An 18,617-nucleotide genomic window follows, 5' to 3' on the forward strand; every position below is an offset into this window, starting at 1 on the left:
TCACTACTCACCCAATAATTTTGATGCATCAGGCGGAATAAGTTCCGCCCCAGACACGTTCTCCAGCCCCGGCGGGCGCGTAATCACTGCTCTTCAGAACGCACCTGAGATCAGGCCGTTGTGTCAGACTTTTTAGCTGCGCGCTTTGAGCGCGTCGCGGCGGCGATTTTACGGCTTTTATCCGACGGTTTTTTGGCTTTTTTCTCTTTTTTCGCGCCGTTACTCTGCTGTTCTTTAGCGGAACGGAAGGCACTGTCCGGTTCAAAGTTGGCTTTTTTACTCTGGTTGCGGCGACGTTTACCCTGATACTGCCCGCTTTCCTTTTTGGCCCGTTCGCGCTCGGTCTTACCTTCTCCACGAGGTTTCCGGGAGCTTGATATCAATGCGAAATCGATTTTGCGTTCATCCATGTGCACCGCATCGACCCGCACTTCTACCGTGTCGCCAAGTCGGTATGTTCTGCCACCCGACTCGCCAATCAGCCGCTGCCCCACCGCATCAAAGCGATAGTAGTCATTATCAAGGGTGGAGACATGCACCAGACCATCAATAAACAGGTCGGTCAGACGAACAAAGAAGCCAAACCCGGTTACGCTGGAGATGACCCCGGTGAAGGTTTCTCCTACCTGGTCCTGCATAAAATCACACTTCAGCCAGTCAGCCACATCGCGGGTGGCCTCATCAGCCCGGCGTTCGGTCATTGAGCAGTGCTGACCAAATTGCAACATCTGCTGTAAATCATAATGAACGCCGCCGGTTGGCGTGGTATTCCCTTCAAAAGCGCCTTTCTCTTTGGCCAGCAGATACTTGATTGCCCGATGCAACAGCAGGTCAGGATAGCGGCGGATAGGCGAGGTAAAGTGCGCGTAGGAAGCCAGCGCCAGACCAAAGTGCCCACGGTTTTCCGGATCGTACACCGCCTGTTTCATTGACCGCAGCAGCATGGTTTGCAGCATTTCAGCGTCGGGACGGCTGGCGATCTGCGTCAGCAGTTCAGCATAATCCAGCGGATGGGGTTTGTTTCCCCCTCCCAACGTCAGCCCCAGCTCATTCAGCACCGAACGGAAACTGCGGATGTTTTCTTCACTGGGGCGGTCATGATCGCGGAACAATGCAGGTTCATTATTCTTCTCAACGTAGCGGGCTGAGGCGATGTTAGCCAGGATCATGCACTCTTCGATCAGCTTGTGCGCATCGTTGCGGGAAACCTGCTCGACACGTTCGATTCGGCGGTCAGCGTTAAAGATAAATTTGGCTTCGTCGGTTTCGAACGAAATGCCGCCGCGTTGCTCACGGGCTTTTTCCAGCACCAGATACATGCGGTGCAGCTCTTCCAGGTCTTTCACCAGTGGCTGATACTGCTTACGCAGCGGTTGATCGCCCTGAAGAATGCTCCAGACTTTGTTATAGGTCAGACGCGCCCAGGAGTTCATCACCGCTTCGTAATGCTTGTACCCCGTCAACTTACCAGTGGCGGAGATGGTCATCTCACAGACCATGCACAAACGATCAACCTGTGGGTTCAGTGAACACAAGCCGTTGGACAGTACTTCAGGCAGCATCGGCACTACCTGTGACGGGAAATAAACCGAGGTTCCCCGGTTCACCGCCTCATCGTCCAGTGGCGTGCCGGGACGAACATAGTAGCTGACATCCGCGATAGCCACCCAAAGACGCCAGCCGCCCCCACGTTTTCTTTCACAGAATACGGCATCATCGAAATCACGGGCATCTTCGCCATCAATGGTCACCAGCGGCAGATCGCGCAGATCGACCCGCCCGGCTTTGGCTTTTTCCGGTACTTCTTCTTTCAGGCCGGCAATCTGATTTTGCAACTCTTCCGGCCAGGCGTGAGGAATATCATGGGTGCGCAACGCCATTTCGACGGCCATCCCGGTGCCCATATTGTCACCCAGCACTTCCACCACTTTACCGACCGCTTTGCTGCGGCGGGTTGGGCGCTGCATCAGCTCCACCACCACCACAAACCCCATCCGGGCACCTTTCAGCTCCTCCTGGGGGATCAAAATATCAAAGCTCAGGCGGCTGTCATCGGGCACCACAAAACCGACGCCCGCTTCGGTAAAGTAACGTCCGACAATCTGGTTGTTACGCGGTTCAAGCACACGCACCACGCGCGCTTCGCGGCGACCTTTACGATCGGCACCCATTGCCTGCGCAAGGATCACGTCACCGTGCATACACATTTTCATCTGCTCGGCGGAGAGGTACAGATCGTCTTTGCTGCCCTCAATACGCAAAAAGCCGAAACCATCGCGATGGCCAATAACTTTGCCACGTAACAGGTCCAGACGTTCAGGCAGGGCATAGCACTGGCGGCGGGTAAATACCAGCTGTCCGTCACGTTCCATAGCCCGCAGGCGTCGACGCAGCGCTTCAGTCTGCTCTTCACCGGAAATGGACAGCTCACTGGCCAGATCTTCACGGCTGGCCGGTTTTTCGCGTTTATCTAAATGAGCGAGGATAAATTCGCGACTGGGAATGGGATTTTCATATTTTTCTGCTTCCCGTTCCTGAAAAGGATCTTTTGACATAGCGGTTCCTCCGTTGTCATCGATAGCGGATTGAAGGCGCTTCAATCTGCAATAATTGGTAAAGCGGATAATTTTCAGCCACCAAATCGGCCAGCGTGTAATTATCCAGAACGGCGAGAAAACTCTGCACCGCTTCCTGCAACGCCTTCTTCAGACGACAGGCGGACGTTATATGGCAAAAATCACTGTGGCAGTGGATCAGTTGCAGAGGTTCCAGATTACGTACCACCTGACCGATGACAATTTCACTGGCAGGTTTGCCCAACCGGATCCCCCCCTTTTTTCCCCGCACCGTCGCCACATAACCTGTCCGACTAAGCTGATTAACAATTTTGACCATATGATGACGTGACACGCCATAAGCAGCCGTCACCTCGGTAATGCTGGTCATTTTACCATCGGGGAGAGCAGCGAGAAAAATCAGCGCACGCAGACCATAATCAGTGAAACTTGTTAGCTGCACAGTTACCTCAAAAGGCCGATCGTCAACAGGTCGGACATGGTCATAATCCGCTCAAAAATGAGTATGTTATAAATGATGATAAACCAGCCTGCTGATTCGAGGTCATTTTATTTAAGCAAGGGGCAAGAAAGTGAGTCTGGGCAGGAACATCTTCAGAAGATAAGGCCGGAAAATATCCGGCCTCAGAGAACGCATCAGGCATCAAAGGGATCACGCAGGATCATCGTTTCACTGCGGTCCGGGCCGGTGGAGATAATATCCACGGGCACTCCGGTAACTTCCTCAACACGCTTGATGTAATCAAGCGCGGCCTGCGGCAGACCGTCACGGCTTTTCACACCGAAGGTGTTTTCACTCCAGCCGGGCAGGGTTTCGTACACCGGCTCAATACCTTCCCAGCCTTCTGCTGCCAGCGGAGTAGTTGTGACTTCGCGACCATCCGGCATACGGTAGGCTACGCAAATTTTCACTTCTTTCAGGCCATCCAGCACGTCCAGCTTGGTCATACAGAAACCAGAAAGGGAGTTAATCTGCACAGCGCGACGCACGGCTACGGCATCCAGCCAGCCTGTACGGCGACGGCGGCCCGTGGTGGCCCCAAACTCATTCCCCTTCGCACAGAGAAATTCTCCGGTTTCATCAAACAGCTCTGTGGGGAACGGACCCGCACCGACGCGAGTGGAATAGGCTTTCACAATGCCCAGCACGTAGTCAACATAGCGAGGACCAATGCCAGAACCCGTTGCCACACCACCTGCGGTAGTATTAGATGAAGTCACGTAAGGATAGGTGCCGTGATCAATATCCAGCAGCGTACCTTGTGCGCCTTCAAACATGATCAGGTCACCATTTTTACGGGCATTGTCCAGCAGTTCAGAAACGTCAACCACCATGCCGGTCAGGATATCGGCAACTGCCATCATATCCGCCAGCACTTTGTCGTAATCAACCGCTTCTTCTTTGTAGTAATGGACTAACTGGAAGTTATGATATTCCATCACTTCTTTCAGCTTGGCGGCGAAATTGTCTTTATTAAACAGATCGCCAACGCGCAGGCCACGACGAGCGACTTTATCTTCATAAGCCGGTCCAATACCACGCCCCGTGGTGCCAATCGCTTTAGCACCCCTGGCTTTTTCACGTGCCACATCCAGCGCCACGTGATATTCCAGAATCAGCGGGCAGGCCTCAGAGATAAACAGACGCTCGCGTACAGGGAAACCGCGATCTTCCAGACCTTTCATCTCTTTCATTAACGCGGCAGGAGAAAGCACCACACCGTTGCCGATGATGCTGGTGACGTTTTCACGCAGAATGCCAGAGGGAATTAAGTGGAGGACGGTTTTCTCACCGTTGATGACTAGCGTATGGCCAGCGTTATGGCCGCCCTGATAGCGCACTACATACTTCGCACGTTCCGTCAGGAGGTCAACTATCTTACCTTTACCTTCGTCACCCCATTGGGTGCCCAGTACGACAACGTTCTTACCCATTTGTCAAAATCACCGATTGCTTAAAAATGGATTCTACCATCGTAAAAAACGTCTTTCAGCTGTTTTAGCATACGATTGCGTACTTTTTTGCCGGTCGTCGGCCACGCAATTATCTGCTCAGCTACCACCGTGACGCACGCTAACCATGTAGTAGATGACAGCACCCGCTACCACCAGTCCACCCCCAAAGCGACGCAGAAGCGCATCCGGTAACTGCGCCATTGAGAGAATCATCCGCCGCCAGATCCGTGGAGATAACAGCGGCCCAAGGCCTTCCAAAACCAGCACCAGGGCCAGCGCCATCAGAATAGTTGTGTTCATTGTGCATTCAGGGTCTGGTAAAAAGAGCCGTAGTATGCCACGGCTTTTCAGCGTTCTGCCGGAAAAATGAAAGAATTATTTACCCGCTGACTGCTTTAATATCGCACCGTTGTCCTGTACTGGCAGATCGCCGGGGCATCGCTTACCAGCCGGATGTCAGACCCTCCGCAAGCGACAACAGTCAGTACCGCGGCTAAAAAGTATTGCCGGATGGCTTAAAAGCGCACTTCTGCCTTCATCCACCAGGAGCTGGCGCTACTGGCTGTCGGACTGTTGCGGCCCGAAGCGGAATAAAAACGTGATGACGGTGCAAACCAGCCAGCGATGGCCTCCAGCCTGACCTGCGGATGTGGCCGCCAGCCCAACACCAGATCCAGTGCCGATCCCAGTTTTTTGGTCGTCATGCGGTCATATTTTGCGTCCAGGTCGGTGGTATTGCTGACCAACGCCGCAAGGCTGTGCTGTCGATAGTAGTGGTAGATCAGATCGGCAGAGAGATCTTTTGCCAGATTGACGCCTGCGCCGGCCGTCAGAATGTGGATATTGGTGAGTTCCGGATCGAGCGTTTCGCCGTAGATTTTATATTTAACCAGGCCGCCCTGTGTCGCCTCGTTTCCCTGTAAGCCGGTCTGACGATAACGTCTGCTGCTGCTGTCATCACCGCCACCACTTCCCCATGCATAGCCCAGCGTCAGCCGGGGTTGCAGAGGCAGGGTTTCCAGCCTGAAGGTCGCGCCCGCATCCACTGCATAACCGCCTAAATCCTGCTGCTCCTGTTGTCCCCTGACTGTGCCGACCTCCAGCCAGTGATTGAAAGGGCCACGCGGCGGTGACCAGGATCGCAGACCCGCATTGAGCTGGCGCTGATTTTTGGCCGAAGACCTGTCGTGCTGCCAGACCAGATAGCCCCCCACTCGCCAGCCATCGCTGATTTCATAACGGGAAAGCAGAGTCATAAGATTGGTGCTGTCGCCCCGCGTACTGCTGTCGAGAAGATTACGCTGCCAGTAATTGACACGACCGAGGCCCACTTCAGTTTCCAGCGCATCGCCGATGCGGGCATACAGACCATCTATATTTTCATCAAACAGCCACTCCCGCTCATCGCGCAGTAGCCAGCGTCCCAGCCGTACCCGGCCCCCCGGCACCAGCGACTTATCCAGTTGCAGCCATGCCTGATTGAAGTTGAGGGTGTCCGTCGTGGTGGTACTGCTGCCAGTCTGGCGTTTTTTCTTTTGGATAAACTCTATCTCACTAAAAAAAGAGAGCGGCCGATCCCGAAAACCAATCACATTCAGACGCAGGGTTGGCTCAACTTCAATTTTGTTGGTTTTCTTGTCGCCATAGCGAAGTTTGCTGTTGCGCAGTTGTCTTGCCTCAAAAATGGCGCGCAGATGAGCGCTGACAGATGCCGCCTCATCCTTTGCCGCACGTTCATGCCGTCGGACATAGCCAGAGGACGTCTCGCTGACTGCGCCAGCCTCCGGCAGCAGCAGTAAAAGGGAGAGTGGAAAAAGCGCACCGTACTTTTTCATTTTACCTGCTCCCTGTCGCGCAATAACCGACGAAGCTTCTTCTCGCACAGTGTCAGCAATCGTCCTGTGCTGTTCAGCCTTTCAGGAAACAGCAGGCTGATGGCAATCAGGCGGGCCAGCGCCAGAGTGGTATGGATAGCAATATTTTGCCCCTCAGGTCGGCCGGAAACCTCCTGCCAGCCAGAAATAAATGCCTGCTGGTGCTGTAGCAGCGCATTTTCATCGCCGGTTTCACGCAGCGCCTGCTCCTGCACGTGGGCAAGATAATTGCCGACATCCAGAGCCAACGGCCCGTATGTTGAAAGGTCAAAATCGATAACGACAATCTGGTCTGTGGGGCGATCGGCCAGCAGCAGTTGAGCCGGATAAAAATCACGATGAATAAAACCCTCTGCTGACGGAATCATTAACTGTGCCAGCTGTTCACATCCCCTTGCGACGGCAAGGATCCTCTCTGCCCACTCCGGCCGCTGTTCAGCCGTTGTCCTGAGCCGCTGGCGCAGCACCCGAAGCTCATCGTTCATCGTCCAGCGCGTTGCCGATACAGCCTGAAGGGCAACGCGGCTTTGCTGTATCGTCGCCAGCGCTTTACCACTGAGGTAACCCAGATGTTCCATATCCGGACCACCAGATGAGAGCAGCTCCGTCATCCGCTTACCGGCAATTTTCTGCTGTAACCAAAGCGAGAAATCAGCCATCACCGCCCGAGGTTGCGGTACGGCAACGGTCGCCGTGTGATCAAAGCCGTCGAGCCATAATGCCTGCTGCACCCGGAATCCATGAGGCTGATAGCCCTTGTGGCGATATTTAGCCACCACCGAAAAGGCGTGTTCAGCCGCGGGATCGTACCAGTGATACTCCAGCACGGCCCGGCGGCCAGGCTTATAAGATAAGGCTTCAACAGCCAGCAGCTTTGCCCCGGCGGATAAGCCAAGTGCATTCTGTAGCACACCGGCCATCTTCGCCCTGTCCAGCAGCGGCTGCACAGGTTGATCAACCGACAGCATCAGCTGCTGTGCCCGACGTATCAGGGCAACGATTTGACCATGCCAGCCCGTCGAACGTTTACGAAACGGCTCAACCGCAAGTTGCAACAAAGCCAGGGCAACGTGGTCATTCAGATGCGGGGATATCACGCCCTGCTGCTGACGGTATCCCTGATGAAAAGCCGCCAGGATCTGGCGAACTACCTCCGGGCTGAGCGTCTGTTCAATGACCTGAAGTTCCAGCCGGGCCTGAAAAGAGGCCAGATCGGCCGCCGGATTGCCCGGACGGGAGCGATCCCAGTCGATCAACTGTAACCGCCCATCCGTTTTGCGCCGGACAATCTGGTCCACAGAAAAATCGCCATGGATGATCACCGGATGAAAAGTATCATCCCTCATCCGCTCGCTGAGCGTACTCAACAGCGATGAGAACAGCGCTTCCTGGTGCGGGGCAACCATGCGCAACGTATTGAGTACCCGCCAGACGTCGCCGATATCATCATGCACCCTCGTTTCACTGCTGTGCGATTGCTCACGCAGATGCAGATCAGCCAGCTGTTGCCCAATCGCAAAAGCTGCCCCTTCGGGTAAGTGCCCTCCCTGCTCAGGACACAATGTTTCACCTTCAATCCATTCGGTGATTAACAGGCGATAGTCACAGGGTGCCGACAGCAGCCTGATTTCACCCGTGGCATTGCCCAGCTTATTTCCTTCCAGCATCGCTTCATATCGGCTGGCGCTGGCAAAACGTAGCACGGCGCGAGGCTGCCCATCGCTGCTCAGCAGGGCCAACAGCCGTCTTTCAGGTTTGTAGCGTAATATTTTTAGCGTAATGTCTGCGCTGGCGGAAAGCCCTGGCAACCAGCGATGAAACAGCGCATCACGTCGGGATGAGTCACTCAGTAGCCAGAGATTCGGCAGGCCGCGGTCGTGCTGAGGGTAAGTCAGAATAATCGCAGATTCGGCCAGTGCCACCGGTGCCTGCGGGTGCTGGCCAGTAACCAGCGCCTGCCGTTTTGGATGCTGCCAGGAAACGCGAAAGCGCTCAGCCGTCAGCGCCTTGGCAAACAGGTAGTTGCCGCTCCCGTCAGCAAATTGCAGACGCAGACAGGCAACGCAACTGTTGGCTGGCTTATAACGCAGATATTCTGTTGTCAGCACCTCAAGCGAGGCGAACTGCGGCAGCTCACGCAGTTTCTCCAGCAGCAGATGCCTGTCGAGTAACGCGGCCAGCCCCGGTAATGTCTTATCGCGGCTGACAATCTCAGCGTCCCTGTCCTGTAACATTGATTCTTTCCTTAATTAAATGGCTATCTGCCGAAGTGCATCGGACTGTTGCAAAGCCCACAGCTCGGCATAGCGTCCGCCACTTGCCAGCAGCTGCGCATGTGCTCCCAGTTCCATGACCTGACCTTCATCAATCACCATAATGCGCTGAGCACGGGCAGCAAATGCGAGATTATGGGTAACGATCAGCGTTGTCCGGTCAACCATCAGTTGGCTGAGCGCGGCGATAAGATGATGCTCGCTTTCACTGTCCAGCCCGGTGGCGGGCTCATCAAGCAGCAGAACAGGCGCAGATCGAATGGCTGCGCGGGCCAGAGAAATACGTTGACGTTGCCCCCCGGACAGCGAGTTTCCCCGCTCACTCAGAATCGTATCGTAGCCGTCTGGCAGCCTGAGGATAAATTCGTGCGCCCTCGCCAGCCTGGCGGCGGCGTAAATCTGTTCGTCCGTAACGGCTTCAGTGGCCGCCAGCGCGATGTTTTCACGGATGCTTAGCCCAAACAGCAAATTGTCCTGCGGAACATAGCTGATGCTTTGCCGGACGCTTTTTATCGTGCAGTAACGTAGATCCTTACCATCGATGGTTATGCGTCCTTCCTGGGGATCATACAGCCGCAGCAGCAGACTGAGCAGCGTGACTTTCCCGTGCCGGAAGGCCCAACGATGGCAAGTGACTCGCCTGAACGCAGATAAAAACTGATCTGGTGCAGGGTATTCTGTCCGGAACGGCTGGCGGACGGGTAGCCAAAACTGACCCTCTCAAAGCAGATGTTGCCCTCCACGCGCTGAAGCGCGGTGGCATCCTCTCTGTCGACTATTTCAGGCTTCTCTTCCAGCAGCGCCACCACACGTTCACCGGCAGCCAGCGCTTTTGACAGCCGCCCGGCGTACCGGGCGTATTCACGTACCGGCCGGAAGGAGTTTTTCAGATAGGAGACAAAGATCAGCAGATCGCCAGCCGACATCACCCCTTTGAGAACGTTGGTTGCGCCGTAAAACAGCACAATGGCGGTGGCAACAGCAATAATCAGATCGACCTTACGCTCAAGACCGGCCAGCAGGCGGCGGGACCTTACGTTCTGCTGCATGCTTTTACCATCATCACTGGCAAAGCTTCTGGCGGCAACGGCTTCCAGCGAAAGCGCCTGCACCACGCCAATGGCACCGAGAAACTCTGCCGTACTGGCAGCCAGCGCGCCCTCACGTTTGCGCTGATCGCGACTGACCTTGTGAACTTTACCGCTGGTTTGTCGGGTGCTCCAGATAATCAGTGGCATCAGCAACAGCGACAACAGCGTCATTTGCAGGTTGATGTACAGCATCATGGCGAACATCCCAATCAGGATCAGCATGTTCGCCAACAGTGGCACCAGCGCCGTAATGATTGCCTCGCGAAGCATACCGATGTCATTCACCAGCCGGGTGGTAAGGTCGCCGGTCTTTGCCTGTTGATGAAAGGTCAGTGAGAGTCGTTGCAAATGGTTGAACAGTTCCTGCCGCACGCCACTAATCACCCGACTTCCGGCGACCGCCAGACCGATGGTGCTGAGATAGCTCAATCCTGCCTTGACTGCGGCAATGACCACCACACTGGCGGCACAAAGCAGCAGAAGGTTCTCAAGGCTCATCTCGGGCAGCAACGCATCCAGCTTACTTTCAATTCGGCTGCCATGCTGATTGAGAAGATCGTCAATAATAAATGCTAGTGGCCACGGCTCCAGCAGACGCATCCCTGTCGACAGCAACAGCGCAATGAGTGCCTGAATAATTAAGCCGCGTTGCTGACGAAGCCACGGCGAAAAACGGCGGGCTACCCGCAACCAGGGATGGGATTTCATCATGCCTTCCTGCCCGTGTTCAGCCCGGCCAGTCGTAAAATCTCATCCACCACCGCCAGCCAACTGTGGCGATGAAGCACATGTTGACAGGCCGCCTCGCCCAGCCGTTTACGCCAGGCGGGATCGTCCACCAGCTGCTGCAATGCTTTGGCCAGTTCAGCCGGTTTATCCGGTGCAACCAGTAACCCGGTTTCGTCGTGGCTTATCACTTCGGCAAGATGCCCCACGCGCGAGGCCACAACCGGTAGCCCGGATGCCATATACTCGTATATTTTCAACGGTGAGAAGTAGAACCCCGCCAGCTCGGGATAAGGTGCAACGGCAATATCCATCAGGGCAAGCCATTGCGGCACACCGGCAGGTTCCACACGGCCCGTGAAGATAACGTCGGCCAGCAGGCGAGTGTCTGCAACCTGTTCACTCAGCCGCGCTTTTTCTGGTCCGTCCCCCACAATCAGCAGCCGGGTATGGGGACGCTGCGAGTGGAGCTGTGCAAACGCCGCTATCAGCGTATCCACCCCATGCCAGGGTTTCAGCGTGCCCAGAAAGCCAATCACCACCGCGTCCTGCGGGACGCTGCTCAGCGACTGGCGAACCGCAGGGGTAAAGCGCTGAGAATCAACACCATTCGCGATCACATGAATATTTTCTGCTGAAGGAAAAAAGTCATTCAGGTACGCTTTTACCCCGGGTGATACCGCGATAATCACTGCTGCGCTTACCATTAACCGGCGTAGTACCTGACTGGCTTTCTCTTCGGCGACCATCTGACGGTAGTTGCGCTGCTCTTCAATTAATGGGGCATTCACTTCCAGAACCGTCTTCCAGCCCTGACGGCTGGCATACTCCAGCGCGGCATAACTCCACAGGGAATAACGCTCATAAACCAGATCGAATGGCCCCTGCTGATGCAGTGCCTCAGCCAGCTGCTGGTTGCTTTCCAACGCGACTCTGGCGCGAAGCTGCGCATCTTTTCCGGGAATGGCTGGCAGTGAACAGAGCTGAACAGAGCGCAGGTCAGGTGGCGGATTGCCGCCAAACCGGCTGGCAAACAGAACCACGCTGGCCCCTTTTTTTATCAGCGCACGCAGTACTTCCTGAACGTGGACCGAGGCCCCTTTACAACCAAACACCGGAATACCGGCATCGGCACAGACGTATGCTATGCGCATAGTAAATTCCTTTTCAACCGTGACTGGCGGACGCTTGTGGCTCCTGAGCAAACAGGGCCCTTAATTCGGCGGTATTACGGTCCACGTCATACTCCCTGACAATTTTTTCCCTGGCCTGACGTGAAAGTTTTTCCCTGATATCTGCGTCCAGCAACAGGCAGGCTATCGCCTGCGCCAGCTCATCAATATTATCCGGCGCTACGCACAACCCCGTTTGCCGATCGCAGACCAGTTCAGGGATACCGGCCACGCGAGTGGAGATAACCGGCGTGCCCAGCGCCATCGCCTCGACCAGAATGGTCGGCAAACCATCGCGGTCGCCATCCTCACTCACGATACAGGGAGCAACGACCACGGCGGCACCTTGTATCGCCTCCGCCACCCGATCGCGCGAAATCGCGCCGGTCAGGGTAACCTGCGACTCCAGCCCGGCACGCGCAATGCTATCAGCCAGCGGTTCGCGCAATGGCCCGTCACCGATTAGCGTGCAGTGAAACGCGATACCCCTTGCTTTCATCAGTCGCAGCGCATCGACCAGTAATAAAAAACCTTTTTTAGCCACCAGGCGGCCAGCTGCAACGATTTCTGGCGGACGCTGGTAAGGCGATCGCCACGGAAATTGCGCCAGTGCCAGACCATTATAAATACGTCGGATTTTTTGCCGGGCAGCGCCGTGCTGCTCACACAGCCAGCACAGATTGTAGTCTGAGACGGTAACCACGTGGCGGGCATCACGCAGCTTAAGCGCCAGTTGGATATCCTGCGGATAGTGGAAGTAAATGTCTTTTGCATGCGCGGTCAGAGTCCAGCTTATGCCGCTGAATTTTGCCGCCAGACGGGCAACCGTCGCAGCCTGAGTGGCAAAATGCGCATGCAGATGGGTGATTTTTCTTTGCTGTATCAACAGTGCTAACTCAATGCCCTGCGCCAGTTCGTGCACGTCGTGGTTTTTTTCCTCTCTCAGCTTTTCAGTAAAACCCGTCAGGCTGGTCAGCGCATCGCTGACCAACAGCCAGAAAGCGTCCACATTGCGCTGTTTATCCCGCAGGCGAATCAGCGGGGAGCATACTTTGCCAATATCCGCCTGAAACCAGGTTTCCATTACCGGTCCAAGAGCAAAAATATCCACCTGCATCCCTGCCCGTTCATGAGCCAGAATTTCGTTAACCACAAAAGTCTCCGAAAAACGGGGATAGCGCTTTAAAACATATCCCACCCGCAACGGCGTTACCTTCATGACACACGCTCCCTGGTTGTTACTCTGTCCGCAAGAATGCTACGCACGCTTTCGCCGATATAATCCAGCCCGCCAAAATCGAGGAGTTCACGCGGATCGGCAAAGTGATGCTGCCGTGCCAGCCAGCGGCTCAATGAACCGACCGTCAGTTGATGGGGATGAATGCAGTCAATCAGGCCCCGTTGAGCCAGCCGCTCAGCTCTGATCCACTGCTCCTGTCGGGGATCGACCCGGGGTACAATCAGCGCATTCTTGTTGAGGGTAAGAATCTCTATCACCGTGTTGTATCCTCCCATCGCCACCACGGCACGGGCATCACGCAGTAAACCCAGTGGTTCTGCAACGAACTCCAGCATTTTCATATGGGGACGTTGCACAACGAGCTGGCTCAGCGCCTTTCTCTGCGCCGGAGGCATCATTGACCCCGTGACCAGGATGCCCCGGACGCCGACGGGAAATTCTGCCCTGGCGAAAGTTTCAGCAAGGTGGAAACCATCCTGACCACCGCCCACCAGACAAAGTAAATAAGGAGAAGAGTGAGAAGAGGCGCTGTATGCGGTCAGTCGATGACGATTTGAAGCATCAAGGTAACCCGTGAAGGCTATTTTTTGCCTGAAGGATAAAGCCGAAAAATATTCCTTACGCAAATCATACAGTGTCTTATCGCCGTAAACCCAAATTGTGGAATAAAACAAATTAATGGCTGAAGTATTATCCTGTTTACTCCACTGTTTTTTTACTGCTTCAGGACTGTCAATAATATCCCTTAGTCCTAAAACCATATGCGTTTTCTTTTTAGTCAGCAGCGGAAGACTAAGATCTAATTCACGCATCGCCCCACGAGGAACATTATCCACCACCATTATATCCGGGGAGAATGCATTCAACGCTGCATATATTAATTGCGAACGCAATCGAACCAGCGACTTAACATCTTTTCCTAACGAACGGGGGAAATATTTTCCTTCTGACGTCTTAATATAAGAGGGGAGAATGAGAGAGTCTGCTCCAGCCGGGAGCGCAAAGCTTCCCGCTTCCCGTACCCCTGAGATCAGCAAGACCTCAGCATCGGGGCAAGCTTTGAGAACAGTCTGACTGAGCAACATATTTCGACGAATATGCCCAAAGCCCATAGTATCGTGCGAATAAAATACGCAGCGAGGTGGCCGTTTTCTCTTGTCGGAAACATCCATTTCCCATCATCCTTTTTTTGATGAAACAATCCTTGTATTACCGCGGGCACCGCAATATTTTCAATCTGATAATAATGCTCTTAATTATTACCAACGGCATTCAGCTTGCTGAAATAATCCCACAACAATTAATTACCCGTAATTAATCCAGAAAGAACATTAGAGAAGAAGAGGCTACACAAACCATCCGTCAGCGTCAATGGCAAAAATACCCAAATATACGCAGGGAATTATTAAATATGTCTGACACGATATTTAATAATTTTCAGTAAAGCACATGGAATAAAAAAGTTAGCCAGAAATAAGCAAAAAAAAACCGGGAATATAACTATTCCCGGTTTATGTTAATGCCAACTTAATCAGTGACCGTTAGCACTGCTGGCAGGCGATTTCATAAAGCGGAAGAAATCACTGTCCGGGCTCAGCACCATGACATCCTGATTATTTCTGAAGCTGTTTTCATAAGCTCGTAAGCTACGAATAAAGGCATAAAAGTCCGGATCCTGGCTGAAAGCATCAGCAAACAGTTTAGCGGCTTCCGCATCCCCCTCACCACGGGTGATCAGGGCCGTACGCTGCGCTTCCGCCAGCGTGCGCGTCACTTCGTAATCAGCGGTAGCCCGCAGTTTTTCGGCCTCTTCCTGTCCCTGAGAACGCTGGCTACGGGCAACAGCCTCACGTTCGGCGCGCATACGGTTGTAGATCGCATCAGACACTTCGGTAGGCAGGTTGATCTGCTTGATGCGCACATCCATCACCTGAATCCCCAGCGCCGCCATACTGTTTGGATTGATTGCTGGCTCTTTGCTGGTGGTCTCACGTTCCACACGAGCCGCCACTGAAGCGATAGCATCATCCGCTGCCGGGGTGGCAATTTCGTCATCCTGACCGGCACTTCCGGTATTCAGCGCATCCCGAACGTCCGTCGTCAGCCGTCCGCGGGAATCCGTAACGATATCTTTGACATCCAGACGCCCAATTTCAGAGCGCAGACGGTCACTGAATTTGCGTTTTAACAGCACTTCAGCCTGAGAAACATCGCCACCGCCAGTCGCCAGGTAGTAACGGCTGAAGTCGCTGATGCGCCACTTGATGTAGGAATCAACGATCAGGTCTTTTTTCTCTTTGGTGACAAAACGGTCCGCCTGGTTGTCCATGGTCTGAATACGTGCATCCAGCGACTTCACCGACTCGAGGAATGGAATCTTGAAATGCAGACCCGGTTCATAGACCAGTGGCTTGTTCTCGCTGTCACGCAGGACCTTGCCAAAACGCATCACGATGCCACGCTGGCCTTCCTGCACAACAAACAGTGACGCGTAGAGCACCACCAGTACAACAATCAGCACTCTGATTAATGGCTTACGCATCGCTTACTCTCCCCCTGCGCGCTGGGTATCGTTGCGCTGAGCATTTGCCCTGCGCTGCTCCATGAAACTGGCCGAACCGTTTGATGAGCTGTTGTTACTACTGACATCACCGTTACTGGTAGCCGGAGGCAGGCGAAGCAGACTGTTACTGCCGCTATCCTGTGCCGTGCTGGTTTTTACACCACCCTGACCGCGCATCAGTTGATCCAGCGGTAATACCATCAGGTTACTACCCTTGTCATTGACCAGCACTTTACGGGTATGGCTGAGCACGCTCTCCATAGTTTCAATGTACAGACGCTCGCGAGTGATTTGCGGCGCAGATTTATACTCCGGCAGAATCCGTGCAAAGCGATCCACTTCCCCCTGCGCTTCCAGCACCGTGCGGGTTTTGTACGCCCGCGCCTCTTCCAGAATACGTTGCGCCTGACCATTCGCACGTGGTTGTACTTCATTAGCGTAAGCTTCGGCCTCACGCACGTACTGTTCCCGATTTTCACGTGCGGCGATAGCATCGTCGAACGCAGCCTTCACCTCTTCAGGTGGACGGGCTGCCTGGAAGTTAACGTCTAACAGGGTGATCCCCATATCGTAAGGACGAATCGTTTCCTCCAGCTCACGCTGAGTATCACTGCGCACCACCGTACGCCCCTCAGTCAGGATACGATCCATGGTTGAGCGACCAATTACCCCGCGCAGGGCACTGTCGGTAGCCTGGCGCAGACTGTCATCAGCACTGGTCACCGCGAACAGATATCGCTCAGGATTCGTTACGCGGTACTGCACGTTCATTTCAACCCGCACGACGTTTTCATCTGAAGTCAACATGGTGCCTGAGGCAGCCAGTTCACGAACGGCTTCGACATTGACCGCACGGACCTCATCGATAAAGGTCGGTTTCCAGTTAAGCCCTGGCTCGACCAGGTGGCTGAACTTACCAAAGCGCGTTACCACTCCGCGCTCTGCCTCTTTAATGGTATAAAAGCCGCTCCCTGCCCAAATCACCACGGCAGCGACCACCACAATACCAATGGCCCGACTACCAAATCCCGGAGTTTTCTGCCCGCCGCTTTTACCGCCGCCAAAACCACCCAGCTTTTTGCTCAGCTTGCGAAAGATATCATCCAAATCAGGTGGCCCTTTGTCACGACCTCCTTTGTTTCCCCCAGAGTTGCCGCCTTGATTATTGCTGCTTCCCCACGGGTCGCGGTCCTGTCCGTTATTACCGGGCTGATTCCACGCCATGTTTGTGCTCCATTATTAGTGTGTGCGGTGTTGTCCCAAAGCCGGGACAGGCATCAGGCCAAATCGCTAAACAATGTAATTCACCAGCCCTGGCTCCTGTTTACACAGTCGCCGCCAGTCGACAACAGGCATACGCACAGCCAACCCCACGCTGCCATCATCCTCATTCCACTCTTTTTCGATCGCCTGCAACTGATAAAAACGGCTGCGCAGCCGCCCTGCCTCTGGCGGCAAACGTAATGCATATTCGGCAATTTCCCCCGCCAGTCGCTCGGTCAGCGCCTGGAACAACAGCGGAACGCCCTCGCCCGTTTGCGCGGACAGCCAAACGCGAACGGGCAGATTCTCTTCGTTACGATCGATTCTGGGAACAAAGTTCTCCAGCATGTCGATTTTGTTCATTATTTGCAGCGTGGGGATCTCATCAGATTCAATCTCTGTCAGAACGTCCTCCACCGCCGCGATATTCTCATCAATGCGCAGGTCTGCCGCATCAATCACATGCAACAACAGCGTTGCCTGACGGGTTTCCTGCAAGGTGGCTTTGAATGCTGCAACCAGGTCATGGGGCAGATGGCGAATAAAGCCTACCGTATCAGCCAGCACCACTTCCCCGACATCAGCGACGTCGATTCTGCGAAGGGTCGGGTCCAGGGTGGCAAACAGCTGATCGGCAGCATAAACCTCTGCCGAGGTCAGGCAGTTAAACAGGGTGGATTTACCGGCGTTGGTATAACCAACCAGCGAGATTGTTGGCACGTCCGCTTTGTTACGGGCCTGTCTGCCCTGATCACGCTGTTTTTCTACCCGCTCAAGGCGGGAAAGGATTAGGGTAATACGATTGCGCAACAGGCGACGGTCGGTTTCAAGCTGGGTTTCACCCGGCCCACGCAGACCAATACCCCCTTTCTGGCGCTCAAGGTGAGTCCATCCGCGAACCAGTCGCGTGGCCAGATGGCGAAGCTGAGCCAGCTCTACCTGCAATTTACCTTCATGAGTTCGCGCCCGTTGGGCAAAGATATCGAGAATAAGCCCCGTGCGATCGATAACACGGCATTCGCACAGTGCTTCCAGATTACGTTCCTGGGCCGGGCTGAGGGCATGATCAAACAGCACCACTGACGCGCCGCTGCTTTTTACTGCTTCAGCAATCTCAACAGCCTTTCCTTCACCGACAAAATATTTAGGATGGGGGGCTTTACGGCTGCCTGTCACCACCCTCAGCGCATCAACGCCCGCAGAAGACACCAGGGTTTCGAATTCCTGAAGATCTTCCATATCTTTGTCCTGGGAAAAGTAGATGTGAACCAGTACGGCCTGCTCACCAGCATCATAACGGTCAAACAAACTTATAACCTCTCAGAACCTTGTTATATCTGCTACGCGATGGCCACACTACGTTGAATCAGAGTCAAAATGCGCGTTAAACGACGTCTTAAGAGCATCATCTTAGCCACGTCAGAATGATGGGCCAGATCGAGCGAAAAGAAGATTGCCAGGACGGAGCCAGGAAAACCTGCGGGACCCGTCCTGAAAACAGTGTTTACTCTGCGTCTTCACCGTCTTGCTGAGGCTGAGAAGAAGCCCCCTGATTGCTGCCACCGTGATGATAGTTATTGCTTCCGCCACCCGCGTTGTTACTGTGATGGGAAACCGGACGGGACGGAACAACGGTAGAGATAGCATGTTTGTACACCATCTGGCTCACCGTGTTCTTCAATAAAATAACAAATTGGTCAAACGACTCGATCTGGCCCTGTAGTTTGATACCGTTTACCAAATAAATCGAAACCGGAACACGTTCACGACGCAGTGCGTTCAAGAACGGATCTTGCAATGATTGCCCCTTAGCCATTCTATCTTTTCCTTATATGCTTGTTGTTTACTACTTAAGGGCCTTCGCCCTGAAAAACTGCGTAAAA

Annotated in this window: 15 protein-coding genes; all 15 read right to left on the reverse strand. The window is 54.1% G+C overall.

The window, feature by feature from the left end; all coding sequences use genetic code 11:
- Positions 1 to 110: 110 nt before the first annotated feature.
- Positions 111 to 2,555: a ribonuclease R gene (gene rnr / locus BG55_RS16800; RefSeq protein ID WP_034939893.1), complete on the reverse strand. Its 2,445-nt coding sequence runs from the start codon at positions 2,553 to 2,555 to the stop codon at positions 111 to 113.
- A 16-nt stretch (positions 2,556 to 2,571) separates the two neighbouring features.
- Positions 2,572 to 3,018, reverse strand: a complete 447-nt coding sequence (gene nsrR / locus BG55_RS16805) for a nitric oxide-sensing transcriptional repressor NsrR (RefSeq protein WP_034939896.1) — start codon at positions 3,016 to 3,018, stop codon at positions 2,572 to 2,574.
- A gap of 194 nt (positions 3,019 to 3,212) precedes the next feature.
- Complete coding sequence (locus BG55_RS16810) at positions 3,213 to 4,511, reverse strand: adenylosuccinate synthase (RefSeq protein WP_034939897.1); 1,299 nt, start codon at positions 4,509 to 4,511, stop codon at positions 3,213 to 3,215.
- A 117-nt stretch (positions 4,512 to 4,628) separates the two neighbouring features.
- Positions 4,629 to 4,832, reverse strand: a complete 204-nt coding sequence (locus BG55_RS16815) for a DUF2065 domain-containing protein (RefSeq protein ID WP_034939900.1) — start codon at positions 4,830 to 4,832, stop codon at positions 4,629 to 4,631.
- A gap of 215 nt (positions 4,833 to 5,047) precedes the next feature.
- Positions 5,048 to 6,367 carry an alginate export family protein gene (locus BG55_RS16820; RefSeq protein WP_034939903.1) on the reverse strand — a complete coding sequence of 440 codons (1,320 nt, stop codon included), beginning with the start codon at positions 6,365 to 6,367 and terminating at the stop codon, positions 5,048 to 5,050.
- Positions 6,364 to 8,640 carry a phosphotransferase family protein gene (locus tag BG55_RS16825; RefSeq protein ID WP_034939904.1) on the reverse strand — a complete coding sequence of 759 codons (2,277 nt, stop codon included), beginning with the start codon at positions 8,638 to 8,640 and terminating at the stop codon, positions 6,364 to 6,366. The genes BG55_RS16820 and BG55_RS16825 overlap by 4 nt, the downstream gene beginning before the upstream one ends.
- Positions 8,641 to 8,655: 15 nt before the next feature.
- The gene (locus BG55_RS23320; protein WP_338070026.1) at positions 8,656 to 9,273 is read right to left on the reverse strand and encodes an ATP-binding cassette domain-containing protein; all 618 of its coding nucleotides are present in this window, start codon (positions 9,271 to 9,273) and stop codon (positions 8,656 to 8,658) included.
- A complete protein-coding gene (locus tag BG55_RS16830) occupies positions 9,225 to 10,481 on the reverse strand; it encodes an ABC transporter ATP-binding protein (protein WP_235192780.1) in 1,257 nt (418 codons plus the stop codon). Before BG55_RS16830 ends, BG55_RS23320 begins: the two co-directional genes overlap by 49 nt.
- A complete protein-coding gene (locus BG55_RS16835; protein WP_034939906.1) occupies positions 10,478 to 11,650 on the reverse strand; it encodes a glycosyltransferase family 4 protein in 1,173 nt (390 codons plus the stop codon). The genes BG55_RS16830 and BG55_RS16835 overlap by 4 nt, the downstream gene beginning before the upstream one ends.
- Positions 11,651 to 11,663: 13 nt before the next feature.
- Positions 11,664 to 12,887 carry a glycosyltransferase family 4 protein gene (locus tag BG55_RS16840; protein WP_034939908.1) on the reverse strand — a complete coding sequence of 408 codons (1,224 nt, stop codon included), beginning with the start codon at positions 12,885 to 12,887 and terminating at the stop codon, positions 11,664 to 11,666.
- Complete coding sequence (locus BG55_RS16845) at positions 12,884 to 13,744, reverse strand: glycosyltransferase family protein (protein ID WP_235192781.1); 861 nt, start codon at positions 13,742 to 13,744, stop codon at positions 12,884 to 12,886. Before BG55_RS16845 ends, BG55_RS16840 begins: the two co-directional genes overlap by 4 nt.
- A gap of 695 nt (positions 13,745 to 14,439) precedes the next feature.
- On the reverse strand, positions 14,440 to 15,450 hold the full coding sequence (gene hflC / locus BG55_RS16850; protein WP_034939911.1) for a protease modulator HflC: 1,011 nt from the start codon (positions 15,448 to 15,450) through the stop codon (positions 14,440 to 14,442).
- 3 nt (positions 15,451 to 15,453) lie between these two features.
- Positions 15,454 to 16,695 carry an FtsH protease activity modulator HflK gene (hflK, locus tag BG55_RS16855; RefSeq protein WP_034939914.1) on the reverse strand — a complete coding sequence of 414 codons (1,242 nt, stop codon included), beginning with the start codon at positions 16,693 to 16,695 and terminating at the stop codon, positions 15,454 to 15,456.
- 66 nt (positions 16,696 to 16,761) lie between these two features.
- A complete protein-coding gene (gene hflX, locus BG55_RS16860; protein WP_034939917.1) occupies positions 16,762 to 18,042 on the reverse strand; it encodes a ribosome rescue GTPase HflX in 1,281 nt (426 codons plus the stop codon).
- Between the two features lie 196 nt (positions 18,043 to 18,238).
- Positions 18,239 to 18,550: an RNA chaperone Hfq gene (hfq, locus tag BG55_RS16865; protein WP_034939922.1), complete on the reverse strand. Its 312-nt coding sequence runs from the start codon at positions 18,548 to 18,550 to the stop codon at positions 18,239 to 18,241.
- Between the last annotated feature and the right edge of the window lie 67 nt (positions 18,551 to 18,617).

It is taken from the genome of Erwinia mallotivora (assembly GCF_000590885.1).
Classification (GTDB): domain Bacteria; phylum Pseudomonadota; class Gammaproteobacteria; order Enterobacterales; family Enterobacteriaceae; genus Erwinia; species Erwinia mallotivora.